We start from the raw sequence: 12,680 nt of genomic DNA, 5'->3' as shown, positions 1-12,680 counted from the left end.
GTGGTGTTGTCGTTGGTGCAGCGGAGGTGTTCGAAGTGGTCGCGGCCTTGGGTCCGCCTGGTGATCATCACCGGATCACAGAAGCCGGCGCACATCGTGCATTCGATCTTCCGGGACCGGCCCTCGGCGATGATGCTGCTGACCTCAGCCGTCATGACCTGGGATCAGCCTAAGCCGCCATGGCCCTCTCGGGTGACGATGGTCTCGGTGGCGCGCTGGATCACCGTGGTGTTGGCCATGACGCCCTCCGAGTGAGAATGGCGAGGGAGGCAGGATTCGAACCTGCGACATCCGGTTTTGGAGACCGGCGCTCTACCGACTGAGCTACTCCGACAAGGGGCCTGCCCGGTGCGCATCAGCGAGAGGCGGGGCAGGCCTACGTCCGCGATCAACTCGGACGGCTCGCCGGAGCGAGACTTCAAGTCCCTTGCGGGAACGAAAAAGGCCCTCCGGTTTCCCGTGGGCCTGATCTTCTGGACGCGCGAAGCGACCTTGCATTTATGTACCCTGCTTCGACCGGTCGGAAAAGCCCCAAGTTATCGACCGAAGTCCGAGCGCTAGGGTTTACCTGGCTTTCCCGAAATCCATTGGGGCACAGTCTCTCCGGTGTGGAAGCGGGGACGGTGGCGCCATTGTTCAGGCGACCCAGATTTGGCGTTGGCATCCAGTTGGACCTCCATCGCCGGATTTAACGCCAACTCCTCATAGGCGATCCACTCGGGATTTTGCTTCTCGGTCATTCTGTCTCCAGTCGTCTGGTGTAAATGCGCGGAAAGTTCTTGTGTTCAAGGTCTCGCCGCTTGGAGCGAGATCACGATCCGAAGTCCGGGCCCCTGAACCACGTCACCTTCTGCTGATGGGGCTGGGGCGGCGGCCTGTCATTCGCCGGCTGGACTGCCTTCGCCGTGGCGACGCCCCGCGCGTGGATCAGGTTCTCGCCCAGGGCGCGGATCCGGGAGGCCTGGCTCTCGTCCGCCGTCTCGCCCGTCTCGGTCTGAACGGTCTGGCGCCAGTTTCGGGCCAGGGCCTTCTCTCCCGTCATCAGCGCCATGAGCAGGCGAGCGTCGGACGGCGACAGTCCCTGAAGCGTCTTCTTCACCCGGCCGGCCGCGTCGATCGCTTCCTGGGTGACGTTCTGGCCAGGTGCCCCCTCGCAGGTGGCGCGGATGAAGTCGGGCCGACGGTCACCCCCTGACGCGCCCTCCGACAAGTGGATGTCGGTCTCGTGCCCCCGGAACGCCTCATAGGCGCGCTGCGACAGGGCAGGCCGGCCCTTGGGGAAGCCGTCGGTTGGCTTGCCGTGGCGATTGCGCAGGATCGTGAAGACATCCCGGCGCCATGCTCCGAGGATCTCCGACGTTCGCTTGTCCACGTTCACGTCTGCGCCCTGCGCGCGTAGGCGGGCGATCTCCGACCGACGCTGGCGGATCAGGTCGTTCGACACTTCAGGCGCTGCCGCTGCTGCCGGCTCGGGCTGCCCGATCTTGCGCAGGATGATCTTGCCCTTCTTCTTCCGGCTCATGCTGCGGCTCCCTGATGGTGGTGTTCGTTAGCGGCGGAGGCTTCGACGTTGACCCGGCAGCGGGTCATCCAGCCGCCCAGGTCTCGGCGAATGCGCGCCTCGGCGAAGGCGTTACGAGCAATGAGGGTGCGGGACCCTTGATCCCAACGGCACGGATCGATCCAAGCTTTGGCGAAGTCCTCGCCTTGCTCGGTGACAACCTGCGCCCTCAGCTCGGCAGGACCGTCGAAAGCGACGGGGGCAGGCTCGGATCCGGCCGACGCCATGGCGCCGGTGCCGTAGAAGCCCTCACGGAGCCGTTGGAATGGGGTGATAGAGGCGGCCATCGTCGCAGAGCACGAAGCCGCGCATGGCGCCGGCGCGGTGTTTGCGGAAAGTCTTCAGGTCGCGGCCCAGACCACACAACCGGGCGAGGATGGTCTCGTTGTCCGGCAACGACCCGGCCGGCAGCTGGTGCCAGGCGGCCGACCAGAGCATGACCGCATACCAGCAAGCCTCGGGATGCTCTTCGGCTGCAAGGTCGCTGTCGCGCAGTCGGGCAACGTGCAGCGGCATGAACGGGAAGTCCTGCAGGTCGCAGTCGGCGGGGGTGAGCGGGGCGGTCATACCGGAATTCCAATGCGTTCGCGAAGCCACGCCGCCGACCGTCGCCCCTTGAGCGTGTTGCAGCGGCGACAGGCGGTCACCAAGTTTTCGGCACGGTTGCTGCCGCCATCTACGCGGGGAATGACGTGATCGATGGTCGGCTCTCGTTGCAACGACTGATCACCGGGTTTCACTCCGATTTTCGGGAAGATGCAGAGGTCCCAGCAGTAGACGCAGTAGAACCGATCTCGACCCCACACCCTCCACCGTGTCGCTGGCCACACTGGATTGCCGCTCATGCGTCACCATAGGGATAGCGGGCTTCATACTGGCCCTCGCGGGCGAGATTTCCAAAGCGGGTTGTGTCGTCGTCGAACGATAGGCGCACGGTGCCGATGGGACCGTGCCGCTGCTTGCCGATGATCACTTCGGCTTGGCCCTGGACCTTGCCCATCTCATCGACCCAGGCGACGTGCTCGACGGAGCCTTCCTTCGGCTCCGCGCGGCCCAGGTAGTAGGCCTCGCGGTAGACGAACATCACCGCGTCGGCGTCCTGCTCGATGGAGCCGGATTCCCGAAGGTCCGACAGTTGCGGCCGCTTGTCCTCGCGTTCCTCGACCTTGCGGCTGAGCTGCGACAGCGCCAGGACCGGGACGCCCAGGTCTTTGGCCAGGGCCTTCAGGGCGCCGGTGATCTCGGATACCTCTTGCACGCGGTTCTTCTGGGCGTTCGCGCCGGTCGTGATCAGTTGGAGGTAGTCGACCACGATCAAGTCGAGGCCGGTCTTGCGCTTCTGACGCCGGGCCCTGGCGGCGAGTTTGGCGATCGGCAGTCCTCCGGTGGCGTCGATGTAGAGCGGGATCTCCGCCAGCCGCGCCTGGACCTCCTTGATCCGGCGAAACTGATTGGCGTCGATCTCACCCTTGCGCAGTTTGTCCCCCGAGACCTCGGCGACATCAGCGATGATGCGCATGGCCAGCTGCTCGGCGCTCATCTCCAGCGAATAGAAAAGGACGACGCCGCCGTTGACTGTGCGCAGGCCTCGCGGCGCATCAGCGTCCTGAACAGCCTCGTAGGCGTCGGCGACGCGGTAGGCGATGTTGGTGGCCAGGGCGGTCTTGCCCATCGAGGGGCGGCCGGCGAGGATCAGCAGATCGGACGGGTGGAGACCGCCCAGCTTGTGGTCCAGGTCAATCAGGTGCGTGGAGAGGCCGGACAGGGCGCCGTCGCGGCGGTAGGCGGCCTCGATCATATCCACGGCGCCGGACATAGCGTCGCGGAACGATTGGATGCCCTTCGATTGGTCGCCGGTCTCTGCAAGGCTGAACAGGGCGGCTTCGGCGCTGGCGACGTGCTCGGCGGCAGGGGCGGCCATGTCGCCTGCGGACGCCGCGATGTCGCCGCTCACCCGGATAAGCGTCCGACGGTCGGACAGGTCGCGGATGTCGCGTGCGTAGTCCTTGGCGTTGGCGGCTGGCGGCGCGCGGTCCACCAAATCGGCGAGGTAGCGCAGGCCGCCGTATTCGCTGAACGCCGGATCCGCTGAGAGCGTGCTCGCCAGAAGCGTGGGCTCGGCCGTGCGACCGGCCGTGATGGCGCCGCCGCACGCTTCGAAGATGCGCTGGTGATAGGGCTCGAAGAAATGCTCGGCGCGCAGGGCGTCGGGCAGCCGCTCCATGACGGCGTTGTCGTACATGATCTGACCCAACAGGGCCTGTTCAGCCTCCAGGTTCTTGGGCAGGCCAGATGTGTCAGCGCCGGCGTCGATCACCTACTGGCCTCCACTTCGTCAGCCAGATCGCGGATCGCCTGAACCAGATCGGCCTTGGGGACGAGCGTACGGGCCATCAACACCGAGGCGCGGACAGTCAGGCGGGCGGCCTGGGGCGCGGGGTCATGGTCGGCGATGATGCGCTCAACCTTGCGGGTGATGGCGGCATAGCCCCCCGGTGCGTTCTTCGTCAGATCGCGGCAGGCGTTGCGGTCAGGGAAGGGGACGACCGCGTTCATGCTGCCATGTCCTGGGCTTGCCGACGCCGGTGGCTCTGGGCGCCGTAGCTGACCGTTCCATGGTCGGTATGCAGCAAAGTGCCGATGCTGACGGTCGAATAGCCGCTCTGCATGAGCACCGACATGATGTGCTGGCGGGGGCGGCTGTATCGATAAGACCGGGACGGCGCCGGGGCCAAATCCTTGAGGCAGAAGCCATAGGTGTTGGCGATGGACTCAGCGATGCGCTCGGCCTCGACCCCACAGGTCTTGGACGTGGAGGCCGAGCGCATCGCCAGCTTCGGCGCAAGGCGGGAGGGCAGATTCAGCCGGAGCCGCCAGCTGTTGATCGTGTTCGAACTGACGGCGAAGTGGTCTGCGATGTCGGCGACCGAGGCGTTGCTCGACCACATCTCGGCGAAGCGACGATCCCTGGCCTCGGTCTCGATCTTCGAACGCGCGACCAAGACCTCGGTGGAGTTGAGCGCGGGGATCGCTTCAAGCTTGATGGGCTCCAGCGCCTGCTGCACATCTTCCCGGCATCGTCCCAGGACGTTGGCGATGTTCTGCCAGCCCCAATTCTTGGCGCGCAGGGCTTTGGCCTGGCGGATTTCGTCGTTGGTCAGCCCGCCGCGCCGCGTGGTCGCGTACGATCCGGCTGAAGCCAACGAGCCGTGGTTGGTCGGCACGGTCACTGCGCCTTCTCCGCGCGATTGCCCTGGACGATGACGGCGTCGCCTTCGTTCAGAAGTTCGTCGGTGTAGAGCGGAAGGGCGCCGCCCTTCACGAAGCACCGGGGTTTGCCGTCCCGGCCCATGTAGGCGGACTCGACCGTTTGGGTGTGCTGGACGCTCATGCCTTCCACCCCATGCGCTGCTCGGCGCGCAGAAGGTCGGTCGTCGCGGCCTTCAGGCGGTCAGCGGCTTCGTGCTGGCGTCGCGTGTCGCCGCGCACCTTGGCTTGCCGGAAAGCGTCCTTGGCGTCAGACACGGCCATCAGGCACCGAATAGCGGCTGATTGGCGCCGGTTGCGGATCGGAGCCGTCATCGCCTGGAATGCGTCGTGCGCGACGGACAGAAGCGAGCCGATCAAGACACCGCCTCCAATACGTCCTCGACCTGGGCGCGAGCCTCAAGGGCGGCAGCACGGATCGCGCGCTTATCGGTCTCGCCCGGCTTGCCGTTCTTGCTCGCCAGACGGACCACGTTGTGCATCTGGGCGACTGCCTCGATGGCTTCGCCGGATTCATCGAGAATGTCGGCTTCGACCTCATCCGCTTCCGCAGTGAACAGCTCGACGATGACGCTCCGCTCGTCGCTGGTCAGGCTCATTTCCGACAGACGACCGATCGGAATGGTGGTCTCTGGCTTGTCGGCGTTCTCGTAGCCCGACCATACGCCAGGGCTAACGCCCGCAGCTTTGGCGGCTGCTTCAGTCGTGCCGTAGCGTTTACGGATGCGCTGGGTGAGGGCTTTGATCGTGGCGACTGACATTGGCGTTGCTCAAAGGTTCTGGTTGATCGTTTGGATGACCGCTCCGCTTTCGCGCCGTAGATCAGGCGGCATCAGGCGGAGGTTGATCGGGTTGAGTTTCGTGAAAGTCGTTGGCGGGAAGGGGAGGCGCGGGCGCCGGGGTGCGCTGGACGCTCGGGTGGAGCATGCCCGTCAGTTCCTGGCGGACGACGGCGCGGATCATCTGGAGATCGTCGGGCGTGAGCGTCGTCAGCATGGGGGGCTCCGGCGAGGGAGACGGGGGAGGGAGACCCCCGCCGGAGCTTTCGCGACCGCGCTCGTCGAGTGCTGTCCCACGGCGCAGTGCGAAATCGGGAAGGCGGGCATCTACGCCGCCGCCTCTTGGGGAGGGGTGTCGGCGTCGTTGGCGGCGATGGGTTCGGCCAGCAGCTCCGACGCCTTCACCTTGCCGCGCGTGACCCTCTCGATCTGGAATGCGCCAGACGGTGATGGGCGGCTCTTGCCTCGACGGACCCGCGAAGCTTGCGAGCGGCTGCATCCGAGAACCTGGGCGAGCCATTGGTCGTCGCGGTTGTCACCCATCCAGAGATCAAGCTTGGTCTGCGTCATGGCGGCAATGTGCACCACATGCACATTATAGGTCAAGTGGATTGTGCACCATGGCCGCTGGCTGGCTTTGGCGTGGCGCGAGACAATGTGCACATGTCGCACATGGACCGCCCGAAGCACTATCTACGCCAGTGGCGGAAAGCTGCCGGGCTCTCGCTAGAGGGCGTGCGGGACAAGGCCGAGGCTATGATGGCTGATCGCGTCGTCGCCGAAGGCGAGGAAGTGGACCTGAATAAGATCGGTCTCAGCCACTCGACGCTGAGCCGGATCGAAAGTTTCAAGGTGCCGTATAATCAGCGCCTGATGGAAGTGCTGGCTGAAGTCTACGGAACGGATGTAGCCTCGCTGATCATGCGGAACCCTGAAGACCCGGAAGGCATCTGGACGATCATGGATCAGATCCCGGCCGCCCAGCGTCCCGTCGCATTAAAGATGCTGAGCGGGCTTAAGACCGGGACGGACGGATGATCGGCCTGGCGCTCGCGTTGATGATCCAGGCCGAGCCGCCGCCCTTTCTTCAGTTCATAGAAGAGGCCGAGGCCTTGGGCCGGGCCAGCTACATGGGCGGGATTTGCTCTGCCCTCAAAATCGTGGAAAGCGACGCCGCGTCAGTGACGGCGTTAGTGGATGATTTCCGGCGTCGGGCGATAATGGCCAAGACTGACGGGCCGATCGTCGAAGACGCGCTGACACGCGGAGTCGAACGGGAAAAAGCCGCTTCCGCAGTGATGATAGACTTTGGTCCCGATGACGGATCGGAGCGGCGCCGACGGAGGGAAGACCAGGCGGCCGAATATTTCGGCACGGCGTGCGCCGACCTCACGATCAACTATCCCGAGGCGTTCAAGATTGTTCCGTCCATCATGGACTGAAGCGCTATGCGGCTTCGGCCGGCACCTCTCCTGACCTTGCGATCATAACCGGGTCCATCCAGAAATCCGCTTCCGGTGACCCCGTCACGCGATAAACCACCACGCCCGCCGCCATGCCCTTGCATGCCTGGGCTGCGCGGATAGCTGCGTCCCGGCTCAACAGGCGGCGCATGTGGCCCTGCACCAGCCTCCCGGCTGACCTCTGGTAGGGCTGAACGCAGTAAATCGTTCGCATCATGCACAGATGGATTGCCGTTCGGCGGGCAGTTGTCGAGTCTTGAGGCATAGGCCTACGTCCGCTTTTGTCGGGCCGGATGTGCACCACGTGCAAATATTGTTTGACATCAAATGTGCATGTCGTGCACAATGTCTCCATCAACGGAGACAGACACGTGGCAGACGCCGTCACCAAGGAATGGATCGAAAGTCGCTCGGAGCCTGAGCTAAACACAGGCTGTCTGCTTTGGAGCGGGCCGACGTTTCGTAACGGCTACGGCCGGGCCAAAGGCGGGCTTGCGCATCGCGCGTCTTGGGTTGCTTCGCACGGACCAATCGCCCCAGGCCTTCACGTCCTGCATCGCTGCGACACCCCTGCATGCGTCAATGTAGGTCACCTTTCCCTCGGAACTCACCGCGACAACATGCGGGACATGACGCGGAAAGGGCGCGCCCGTCGTGCTGGAATCTTGGGACGTCTTGGTGAGAGCCACCCCCGCGCCCGGCTGGATGTCCGGCTAGTTCGTCTCATTCGAGCCCGGCAATCAGCGGGCGAGCAGATGAAGGCAATCGCCTCCGACCTCAACGTCCACAAGGACACCGTCCGGTCAGTAGTGACTGGACGCACGTGGAGCCACGTCAAATGACCATGTCGCTTCCCACCACCCAACGCCGCCCCGGAAAGCACGAAGCCGCGCTTCGTCTCCTGCCGGAAGGCGCACAGATTGCCGATCAGGTCTGGTCCGGATCGAATGGCCCGGCTGACACCGACGCCCGCCGTGCCGCCCTGCATCACGGTTCAGCCGCCGCCGCGCTTCGCTACTTCGAAGAGGTAGGGGGCAGGGCAGGGCATCAGCCCGGCGACGCTGACTATCGCGCCGCCCTTCGTCGCCTGATGTCGCTGGAAGACGGTTCGGCCGCTTCGAACTGCGACCAGTATATCGCCATCGCCAAGGGCGAGGCCCTGACTTCGTGGCTGGCCCGCAAGGAGATCGGTGAGCGCAAGGCTGCTGAATGGCGCCGTGAGCTGACCGTCTCCAAGGCCGCCATGTTCTCGACGGCGGTGGCGGCATGAGCGCGCAAGCCGACGCCAAGAATTACGCATGGAGCGGCGGCAAGTGCCGCGTTCCAATGTGGATGGGTGGCTGCCCTGCCGGTTTCTGCGGCGAACCTGCAAACGGGCCGCAGTTGCCGCGTGAGGTCCTGTGCCGGGAGCGTGGCTGGCAGAGGGGCGACGCTCCGTATTGCCACGGCCCCTGCTGCCCAAACCATGGCGGTCCCAAGGATGGCGATCCGATCCTGTTTCAGGACGGTCAGACGCCCCGAGGCTACGTCATGTGGTGCGCCGTGTGGTCCGACTTCGAAAACCTTCAGGAGTCTCCAGCCGGTTTCGACGGAAACGCAAACGTCGCCATCCAGAACCTGCGTGCAGCGTCGGCGGTGGCGGCATGAACCGCGCCCAATGCATCAACACCCTGAAAGAGGGCGCGGCCATGTCGGCAATCGACGCGGCCATTGAGGAAATCCGCAACGAGCAGCAGCTCTGGGGCCACCTCAACCACCCTGAAGAAGACGCCTTCACCCGCGAAATCCTCGGGACGTTGATCGAGCTTCAGGTCCGCTCCGTCGAACGCGCCGTCCGTCTTGGCGAGGCCATGAACTGCCGCCTCCGCGCAACGAACGACGACAGCTTTTCCCCTGACAACAATCCATCCGGTTCGGCCCTGGCTGTTCCGGCGCAGCAGGAGCTTGCCGCGTGACCAAATCCACCATGACCATTGATGAGTTCGCCTATTCACTGGATGCGCAGGGCGTCAGCTACGAGCGTGAAGGCTCCACCTTTGTCGTGAAAGGCTCCCTCGACCTCAGCAGCCTGACGACCCTGCCGGAAGGCGTGTCCCTGTCGGCGGGCGGCTCCCTCTACCTCAGCAGCCTGACGACCCTGCCGGAAGGCGTGTCCCTGTCGGCGGGCGGCTCCCTCTACCTCCGCAGCCTGACGACCCTGCCGGAAGGCGTGTCCCTGTCGGCGGGCGGCTACCTCGACCTCCGCAGCCTGACGACCCTGCCGGAAGGCGTGTCCCTGTCGGCGGGCGGCTCCCTCTACCTCAGCAGCCTGACGACCGAGGAGCAGATCTACAAGCGCCAGACCATCCGCCTTCGCGATATCGACGGCTACACGATGCGGCTGATCACAAGCCGCGCTGTCGGCGGGGTCACGCTCTGGAGTGCCCAGTATTTCAAGGGCGATCCTGATGCTGACCCCCGATGCTATGTGGCTCAGGAGGGCGAGACCTACGCGCACGGCGAAAGCGCCGAGAGCGCTTTGCGAGACCTGCGCTTCAAGATCGCACAACGAGACTTCGACGTTGACGATCTCGTGTCGAAGATCAAGGCGCGCGGCACTGTCGAGTTCAACGACTATCGCCTGCTGACCGGCGCCTGCGAGGCGGGCACCAAGGCTCATCTGCTGTCCTTCGGCATTGATCCGGACAAAACTGAATCCCTTCCGCTCGCGCAGGCACTGGAGATCAGCCGGTCGGGATATGGCGGCGAGACATTCGCCCGCCTGGTCGCGGAGGCTGCGTGATGGGCCAAGTTCTCCCTTTCCGCCGACCGGCCCACGCCGAGAGCCTGATCAAATACACCGCCCGCCTGTCGTGGCTGGACCGTAATGGCCACCAGCACGTCGAACGGTTTGCCGCTTGGACTTCGGTCGAGGCGACCCGATCAGCATGGCGTCGGGCCCGGTCCCTTCGCCTTTCCGGCGAGGCGCTGACCTTCCGCACCCAGCACACCGAACAGGCCTTCGTCGCATGACCGAAGCCGCAACCCTTTCCCCAGCAGCCAAGGCCTCCGTGACCGCCAATAACGGCGCGGAGGGTGCTGCCGACCATTCGGAGCAATCCATGAGCACCCTGACCATTGAGCGCGACTATGGCCTGATCTGGGAGGGCGACCGGCCCGCCATCGCCAAGGCCTATGTCGCCGCGCAGAAGTCGATGGAGGCCATCAAGAAGGCCGCCAAGAACGAGCACTTCAAGACAAAGTACGCCGACCTCGCCGAGGTGGTGGAGGCCGTCGTGCCTGCGCTGAACGAACATGGCATCGGCGTCATCCAGAACGCAGTCAATGACGGGGAGTGGGTGTCGATCACGACGACCCTGCTCCACGAGGGCGGTTCTTCAGTCAGCAGCACTCTTCGCCTGCGTCCGTCCAAGACCGACCCCCAGGGCGTCGGCTCTGCGATCACCTACGGTCGTCGCTACTCCCTGCTGGCGATGACCGGCGCCGCGCCAGAAGACGATGACGGAAACGCATCGTCAGGCCCGCGCGAAAAGCAACAGCAGCGCGAGCCAGACTTCCCCAGCGCAGCAGCTCAGTTCGCCGCTGACCAACTGCGCCAGTGCAAAACGAAAGACGAGTTCACCCACTTCTGGGAGAGCCAGAAGACCGGCCTTCGCGAGGCGTTGGACGACGGCAACTTCGCCCATGTGATCGGCGTCATGCGCACCGAGGCGAAGCGATTTGCCGACGCCCCGGCTAACACCAGCACCGAAGAAACACCCTTCGATCAGAAGGAAGCCGCCTGATGTTCTACGTGAACTCCAAGGGCCAAGACGTTGTGATTGCCGACATGGCTTACCCGCATCTCGCGAGCGCTCTGGCTAAGCTGGTCCGTGAACAACGCGACGGCCTGCGTCAGACGGAAATCGACGCGATGACGGCTGAGCTGGAACGCCGCGACGAAGCATATGCCGCCGAACAGGCAGAGCAGGCCGCGAAATCGGAGGCGGCAGCATGAGCGCCGAACCCATCCATCTGAGCAACAATCCGCCCGTCGAAACGCCCTTCGACATCATCGTCGAGAGCATCAATGACGCCCTGATCGAGGCCAAGAACTGGGCTGATGGCACGGTCGCCGAAACCCAGGAACAGGTCGATGAAATCGCCCGCCTTATCGACGACCTGACGGGCAACGCCAAGGCGCTGGAAGCTGAGCGGGTCAAGGAGAAGAAGCCGCTCGACGACCAGATCGACGCCATCCAGAGCCGCTACAACGTCTATCTGGCACCGCTGAAGAACAAGGCACCCGGCAAGGTTCCGACCGCCATTGATGCTTTGAACGCCGCCAAGCGTCCGTTCCTGATCAAGCGCGAGCAGGAGATCGAGGCCGCGCGTGTGAAGGCTGCAGAGGAGGCGGCCGCCAAGGCGAGAGCCGCCGCTGAAGCGCTCGCCGCCGCCCGCGCCTCCGATCTCGAATCCCGCGAGGTCGCGGACCAGGCCGTCAAGGAGGCCGAGGACGCCCAGAAGGTCGCCAAGATCGCTGCGAACGACAAGGCGCACGCCCATGGCGGCGGACGCGCTCAAGGGCTGCGGACCCGCACGGTCGCAGACATCACCGACCTGAACGCCGCCGTCCGCCACTATTGGCTGGAGAACCCCGAGCCCTTCCGCGCCCTCGTGCAGAAGCTGGCGGACGACGACGCTCGCCAGAACCGGCGCGGGGCAGAAGACAAGGGCGTGGCCTTCCGCGAGGAGCGCTTCTGATGGCTTCTCACCCCACAGCCTTTGAATGGACCGGCGAAGTTCTGGCCCCCACGCATCCGGTGCTGGCCAAGAACCGTTTCGTCCAAGGTCAACGCTACCTCATGGCCGAGGTGGAGCATCGCTCGGGCAAGTCGCACGATCACGAGTTCGCGTGGCTGGCCGAGGCGTTCAAGAGCCTGCCGGAACATGTGGTCGAGGCCTTCCCAACGGTCGAACACCTGCGCAAGCGCGCTCTGATCGACGCCGGATATTTCACAGAGACGCAGATCGACGCCGGAACCAATGCGGCGGCACTTCGTGTTGCAGCACACCTGCGCACCAAGTCTGACTTCGCCGTTGTCGTCGTTCGCGGACCTATGGTCGTGGAGCGCGTCGCCAAGAGCCAATCCCGCCGCTCTATGGACAAGGCCGAGTTCCAGGCCAGCAAGACGGCCATTCTGGAAATCGTGTCGGACCTGCTGGGCGTTGATCCTGACGTTCTGGTTCAGCAGCGAGAAGCCGCATGACCCGCACCGTTGATGAGTGGGTCGGCAAAAGCCCTGACAGCCCGATCCCGGCCCGCGTCCGCGCCCGAGTGTTCGAAGCACATGGAGGTCGCTGCTACCTGAGCGGCCGCAAGATCGCAGCCGGTGAAAGCTGGGAGTGTGATCACGTCATCGCCCTGGTGAACGGCGGCGAGAACCGTGAGTCCAACCTCGCCCCGGCCCTTCGCGAACCGCACCGTCAGAAGACGACCCGCGATGTCGGTATCAAATCCAAGATCGCCCGCATTCGGGCCAAACACATCGGGACCTGGCCAGAGAGCCGTTCGAAGCTGCGTTCGCGCCCCTTCGCTCAGTCCCGCCCCACAGATGGAGGCCGCTGAAC

Annotated in this window: 27 protein-coding genes; 14 read left to right on the top strand and 13 right to left on the bottom strand. The window is 64.6% G+C overall.

The window, feature by feature from the left end; genetic code table 11:
• The first annotated feature begins 60 nt into the window (after positions 1–60).
• Positions 61–255 carry a hypothetical protein gene (locus JKF87_RS05585; protein WP_201098103.1) on the top strand — a complete coding sequence of 65 codons (195 nt, stop codon included), beginning with the start codon at positions 61–63 and terminating at the stop codon, positions 253–255.
• Positions 256–557: 302 nt separating this feature from the next.
• Here JKF87_RS05585 and JKF87_RS05580 read toward each other — a convergent pair whose 3' ends face one another.
• The 13 genes from JKF87_RS05580 to JKF87_RS05520 all read right to left on the bottom strand — a co-directional run bounded on the left by JKF87_RS05580 (position 558) and on the right by JKF87_RS05520 (position 6,213).
• Complete coding sequence (locus tag JKF87_RS05580; RefSeq protein ID WP_201098102.1) at positions 558–740, bottom strand: hypothetical protein; 183 nt, start codon at positions 738–740, stop codon at positions 558–560.
• A 71-nt stretch (positions 741–811) separates the two neighbouring features.
• Positions 812–1,522, bottom strand: coding sequence for a hypothetical protein (locus tag JKF87_RS05575; protein ID WP_201098099.1), 711 nt, complete (start codon positions 1,520–1,522; stop codon positions 812–814).
• Positions 1,519–1,848, bottom strand: a complete 330-nt coding sequence (locus tag JKF87_RS05570) for a hypothetical protein (RefSeq protein ID WP_201098095.1) — start codon at positions 1,846–1,848, stop codon at positions 1,519–1,521. Before JKF87_RS05570 ends, JKF87_RS05575 begins: the two co-directional genes overlap by 4 nt.
• A complete protein-coding gene (locus tag JKF87_RS05565; RefSeq protein WP_201098094.1) occupies positions 1,811–2,128 on the bottom strand; it encodes a DUF1376 domain-containing protein in 318 nt (105 codons plus the stop codon). Before JKF87_RS05565 ends, JKF87_RS05570 begins: the two co-directional genes overlap by 38 nt.
• Positions 2,125–2,406: an HNH endonuclease gene (locus JKF87_RS18625; RefSeq protein ID WP_201098093.1), complete on the bottom strand. Its 282-nt coding sequence runs from the start codon at positions 2,404–2,406 to the stop codon at positions 2,125–2,127. The genes JKF87_RS05565 and JKF87_RS18625 overlap by 4 nt, the downstream gene beginning before the upstream one ends.
• Positions 2,403–3,878: a replicative DNA helicase gene (locus JKF87_RS05555; RefSeq protein ID WP_201098091.1), complete on the bottom strand. Its 1,476-nt coding sequence runs from the start codon at positions 3,876–3,878 to the stop codon at positions 2,403–2,405. The genes JKF87_RS18625 and JKF87_RS05555 overlap by 4 nt, the downstream gene beginning before the upstream one ends.
• Positions 3,875–4,117: a hypothetical protein gene (locus JKF87_RS05550; RefSeq protein ID WP_201098089.1), complete on the bottom strand. Its 243-nt coding sequence runs from the start codon at positions 4,115–4,117 to the stop codon at positions 3,875–3,877. The genes JKF87_RS05555 and JKF87_RS05550 overlap by 4 nt, the downstream gene beginning before the upstream one ends.
• The gene (locus tag JKF87_RS05545; protein ID WP_201098086.1) at positions 4,114–4,791 is read right to left on the bottom strand and encodes a hypothetical protein; all 678 of its coding nucleotides are present in this window, start codon (positions 4,789–4,791) and stop codon (positions 4,114–4,116) included. Before JKF87_RS05545 ends, JKF87_RS05550 begins: the two co-directional genes overlap by 4 nt.
• Positions 4,788–4,952: a hypothetical protein gene (locus JKF87_RS05540; protein ID WP_201098081.1), complete on the bottom strand. Its 165-nt coding sequence runs from the start codon at positions 4,950–4,952 to the stop codon at positions 4,788–4,790. The genes JKF87_RS05545 and JKF87_RS05540 overlap by 4 nt, the downstream gene beginning before the upstream one ends.
• Positions 4,949–5,188 carry a hypothetical protein gene (locus JKF87_RS05535; RefSeq protein WP_201098080.1) on the bottom strand — a complete coding sequence of 80 codons (240 nt, stop codon included), beginning with the start codon at positions 5,186–5,188 and terminating at the stop codon, positions 4,949–4,951. The genes JKF87_RS05540 and JKF87_RS05535 overlap by 4 nt, the downstream gene beginning before the upstream one ends.
• Positions 5,185–5,589 (bottom strand): hypothetical protein, encoded by a 405-nt coding sequence (locus tag JKF87_RS05530; RefSeq protein ID WP_201098076.1) that lies wholly within the window; start codon positions 5,587–5,589, stop codon positions 5,185–5,187. The genes JKF87_RS05535 and JKF87_RS05530 overlap by 4 nt, the downstream gene beginning before the upstream one ends.
• 61 nt (positions 5,590–5,650) lie before the next feature.
• Entirely contained in the window at positions 5,651–5,824 is a 174-nt protein-coding gene (locus tag JKF87_RS05525; protein ID WP_201098074.1) for a hypothetical protein, read from the bottom strand.
• Positions 5,825–5,934: 110 nt separating this feature from the next.
• Complete coding sequence (locus JKF87_RS05520) at positions 5,935–6,213, bottom strand: helix-turn-helix domain-containing protein (RefSeq protein WP_201098073.1); 279 nt, start codon at positions 6,211–6,213, stop codon at positions 5,935–5,937.
• 57 nt (positions 6,214–6,270) lie between these two features.
• On the opposite strand from JKF87_RS05520, the gene JKF87_RS05515 reads away from it, so the two are divergent.
• From JKF87_RS05515 to JKF87_RS05455, 13 genes are all read left to right on the top strand, one after another.
• Positions 6,271–6,645 carry a helix-turn-helix domain-containing protein gene (locus JKF87_RS05515; protein WP_201098071.1) on the top strand — a complete coding sequence of 125 codons (375 nt, stop codon included), beginning with the start codon at positions 6,271–6,273 and terminating at the stop codon, positions 6,643–6,645.
• The gene (locus tag JKF87_RS05510) at positions 6,642–7,049 is read left to right on the top strand and encodes a hypothetical protein (protein WP_201098069.1); all 408 of its coding nucleotides are present in this window, start codon (positions 6,642–6,644) and stop codon (positions 7,047–7,049) included. The genes JKF87_RS05515 and JKF87_RS05510 overlap by 4 nt, the downstream gene beginning before the upstream one ends.
• Before the next feature lie 314 nt (positions 7,050–7,363).
• Positions 7,364–7,912, top strand: coding sequence for an HNH endonuclease signature motif containing protein (locus JKF87_RS18620; RefSeq protein ID WP_370874362.1), 549 nt, complete (start codon positions 7,364–7,366; stop codon positions 7,910–7,912).
• Positions 7,909–8,340, top strand: coding sequence for a hypothetical protein (locus JKF87_RS05500; RefSeq protein WP_201098064.1), 432 nt, complete (start codon positions 7,909–7,911; stop codon positions 8,338–8,340). The genes JKF87_RS18620 and JKF87_RS05500 overlap by 4 nt, the downstream gene beginning before the upstream one ends.
• The gene (locus JKF87_RS05495; RefSeq protein ID WP_201098062.1) at positions 8,337–8,717 is read left to right on the top strand and encodes a hypothetical protein; all 381 of its coding nucleotides are present in this window, start codon (positions 8,337–8,339) and stop codon (positions 8,715–8,717) included. Before JKF87_RS05500 ends, JKF87_RS05495 begins: the two co-directional genes overlap by 4 nt.
• Complete coding sequence (locus JKF87_RS05490) at positions 8,714–9,025, top strand: hypothetical protein (RefSeq protein ID WP_201098060.1); 312 nt, start codon at positions 8,714–8,716, stop codon at positions 9,023–9,025. The genes JKF87_RS05495 and JKF87_RS05490 overlap by 4 nt, the downstream gene beginning before the upstream one ends.
• Positions 9,022–9,852, top strand: coding sequence for a hypothetical protein (locus JKF87_RS05485; RefSeq protein WP_201098058.1), 831 nt, complete (start codon positions 9,022–9,024; stop codon positions 9,850–9,852). The genes JKF87_RS05490 and JKF87_RS05485 overlap by 4 nt, the downstream gene beginning before the upstream one ends.
• Positions 9,852–10,082 carry a hypothetical protein gene (locus JKF87_RS05480; protein WP_201098056.1) on the top strand — a complete coding sequence of 77 codons (231 nt, stop codon included), beginning with the start codon at positions 9,852–9,854 and terminating at the stop codon, positions 10,080–10,082. The genes JKF87_RS05485 and JKF87_RS05480 overlap by 1 nt, the downstream gene beginning before the upstream one ends.
• An 89-nt stretch (positions 10,083–10,171) precedes the next feature.
• The gene (locus JKF87_RS05475; protein WP_201098055.1) at positions 10,172–10,855 is read left to right on the top strand and encodes an ERF family protein; all 684 of its coding nucleotides are present in this window, start codon (positions 10,172–10,174) and stop codon (positions 10,853–10,855) included.
• Entirely contained in the window at positions 10,855–11,067 is a 213-nt protein-coding gene (locus JKF87_RS05470; protein WP_201098054.1) for a hypothetical protein, read from the top strand. Before JKF87_RS05475 ends, JKF87_RS05470 begins: the two co-directional genes overlap by 1 nt.
• Complete coding sequence (locus JKF87_RS05465; RefSeq protein WP_201098052.1) at positions 11,064–11,813, top strand: hypothetical protein; 750 nt, start codon at positions 11,064–11,066, stop codon at positions 11,811–11,813. Before JKF87_RS05470 ends, JKF87_RS05465 begins: the two co-directional genes overlap by 4 nt.
• Positions 11,813–12,319: a hypothetical protein gene (locus tag JKF87_RS05460; RefSeq protein WP_201098050.1), complete on the top strand. Its 507-nt coding sequence runs from the start codon at positions 11,813–11,815 to the stop codon at positions 12,317–12,319. Before JKF87_RS05465 ends, JKF87_RS05460 begins: the two co-directional genes overlap by 1 nt.
• Positions 12,316–12,678: an HNH endonuclease gene (locus tag JKF87_RS05455; RefSeq protein WP_201098048.1), complete on the top strand. Its 363-nt coding sequence runs from the start codon at positions 12,316–12,318 to the stop codon at positions 12,676–12,678. The genes JKF87_RS05460 and JKF87_RS05455 overlap by 4 nt, the downstream gene beginning before the upstream one ends.
• Positions 12,679–12,680 lie beyond the last annotated feature (2 nt).

Origin of the sequence: Brevundimonas nasdae (assembly GCF_016654005.1) — a bacterium.
Taxonomy (GTDB): Bacteria; Pseudomonadota; Alphaproteobacteria; order Caulobacterales; family Caulobacteraceae; genus Brevundimonas; species Brevundimonas nasdae.
The sequence above is the reverse complement of the archived record's forward strand: the minus strand, read 5'-3'. Positions and strand labels throughout refer to the sequence as shown.

Coding starts and splice junctions, on each gene's coding strand:
- JKF87_RS05570 (WP_201098095.1), bottom strand. CDS start 1,848: ATGGCCGCCTCTATCACCCCATTCCAACGGCTCCGTGAGGGCTTCTAC.
- JKF87_RS05530 (WP_201098076.1), bottom strand. CDS start 5,589: ATGTCAGTCGCCACGATCAAAGCCCTCACCCAGCGCATCCGTAAACGC.
- JKF87_RS05495 (WP_201098062.1), top strand. CDS start 8,337: ATGAGCGCGCAAGCCGACGCCAAGAATTACGCATGGAGCGGCGGCAAG.
- JKF87_RS05480 (WP_201098056.1), top strand. CDS start 9,852: ATGGGCCAAGTTCTCCCTTTCCGCCGACCGGCCCACGCCGAGAGCCTG.
- JKF87_RS05470 (WP_201098054.1), top strand. CDS start 10,855: ATGTTCTACGTGAACTCCAAGGGCCAAGACGTTGTGATTGCCGACATG.
- JKF87_RS05510 (WP_201098069.1), top strand. CDS start 6,642: ATGATCGGCCTGGCGCTCGCGTTGATGATCCAGGCCGAGCCGCCGCCC.
- JKF87_RS05565 (WP_201098094.1), bottom strand. CDS start 2,128: ATGACCGCCCCGCTCACCCCCGCCGACTGCGACCTGCAGGACTTCCCG.
- JKF87_RS05465 (WP_201098052.1), top strand. CDS start 11,064: ATGAGCGCCGAACCCATCCATCTGAGCAACAATCCGCCCGTCGAAACG.
- JKF87_RS05575 (WP_201098099.1), bottom strand. CDS start 1,522: ATGAGCCGGAAGAAGAAGGGCAAGATCATCCTGCGCAAGATCGGGCAG.
- JKF87_RS05540 (WP_201098081.1), bottom strand. CDS start 4,952: ATGAGCGTCCAGCACACCCAAACGGTCGAGTCCGCCTACATGGGCCGG.
- JKF87_RS05580 (WP_201098102.1), bottom strand. CDS start 740: ATGACCGAGAAGCAAAATCCCGAGTGGATCGCCTATGAGGAGTTGGCG.
- JKF87_RS05490 (WP_201098060.1), top strand. CDS start 8,714: ATGAACCGCGCCCAATGCATCAACACCCTGAAAGAGGGCGCGGCCATG.
- JKF87_RS05550 (WP_201098089.1), bottom strand. CDS start 4,117: ATGAACGCGGTCGTCCCCTTCCCTGACCGCAACGCCTGCCGCGATCTG.
- JKF87_RS05525 (WP_201098074.1), bottom strand. CDS start 5,824: ATGCTGACGACGCTCACGCCCGACGATCTCCAGATGATCCGCGCCGTC.
- JKF87_RS05500 (WP_201098064.1), top strand. CDS start 7,909: ATGACCATGTCGCTTCCCACCACCCAACGCCGCCCCGGAAAGCACGAA.
- JKF87_RS05460 (WP_201098050.1), top strand. CDS start 11,813: ATGGCTTCTCACCCCACAGCCTTTGAATGGACCGGCGAAGTTCTGGCC.
- JKF87_RS05475 (WP_201098055.1), top strand. CDS start 10,172: ATGAGCACCCTGACCATTGAGCGCGACTATGGCCTGATCTGGGAGGGC.
- JKF87_RS18625 (WP_201098093.1), bottom strand. CDS start 2,406: ATGAGCGGCAATCCAGTGTGGCCAGCGACACGGTGGAGGGTGTGGGGT.
- JKF87_RS18620 (WP_370874362.1), top strand. CDS start 7,364: ATGTGCACCACGTGCAAATATTGTTTGACATCAAATGTGCATGTCGTG.
- JKF87_RS05515 (WP_201098071.1), top strand. CDS start 6,271: ATGTCGCACATGGACCGCCCGAAGCACTATCTACGCCAGTGGCGGAAA.
- JKF87_RS05455 (WP_201098048.1), top strand. CDS start 12,316: ATGACCCGCACCGTTGATGAGTGGGTCGGCAAAAGCCCTGACAGCCCG.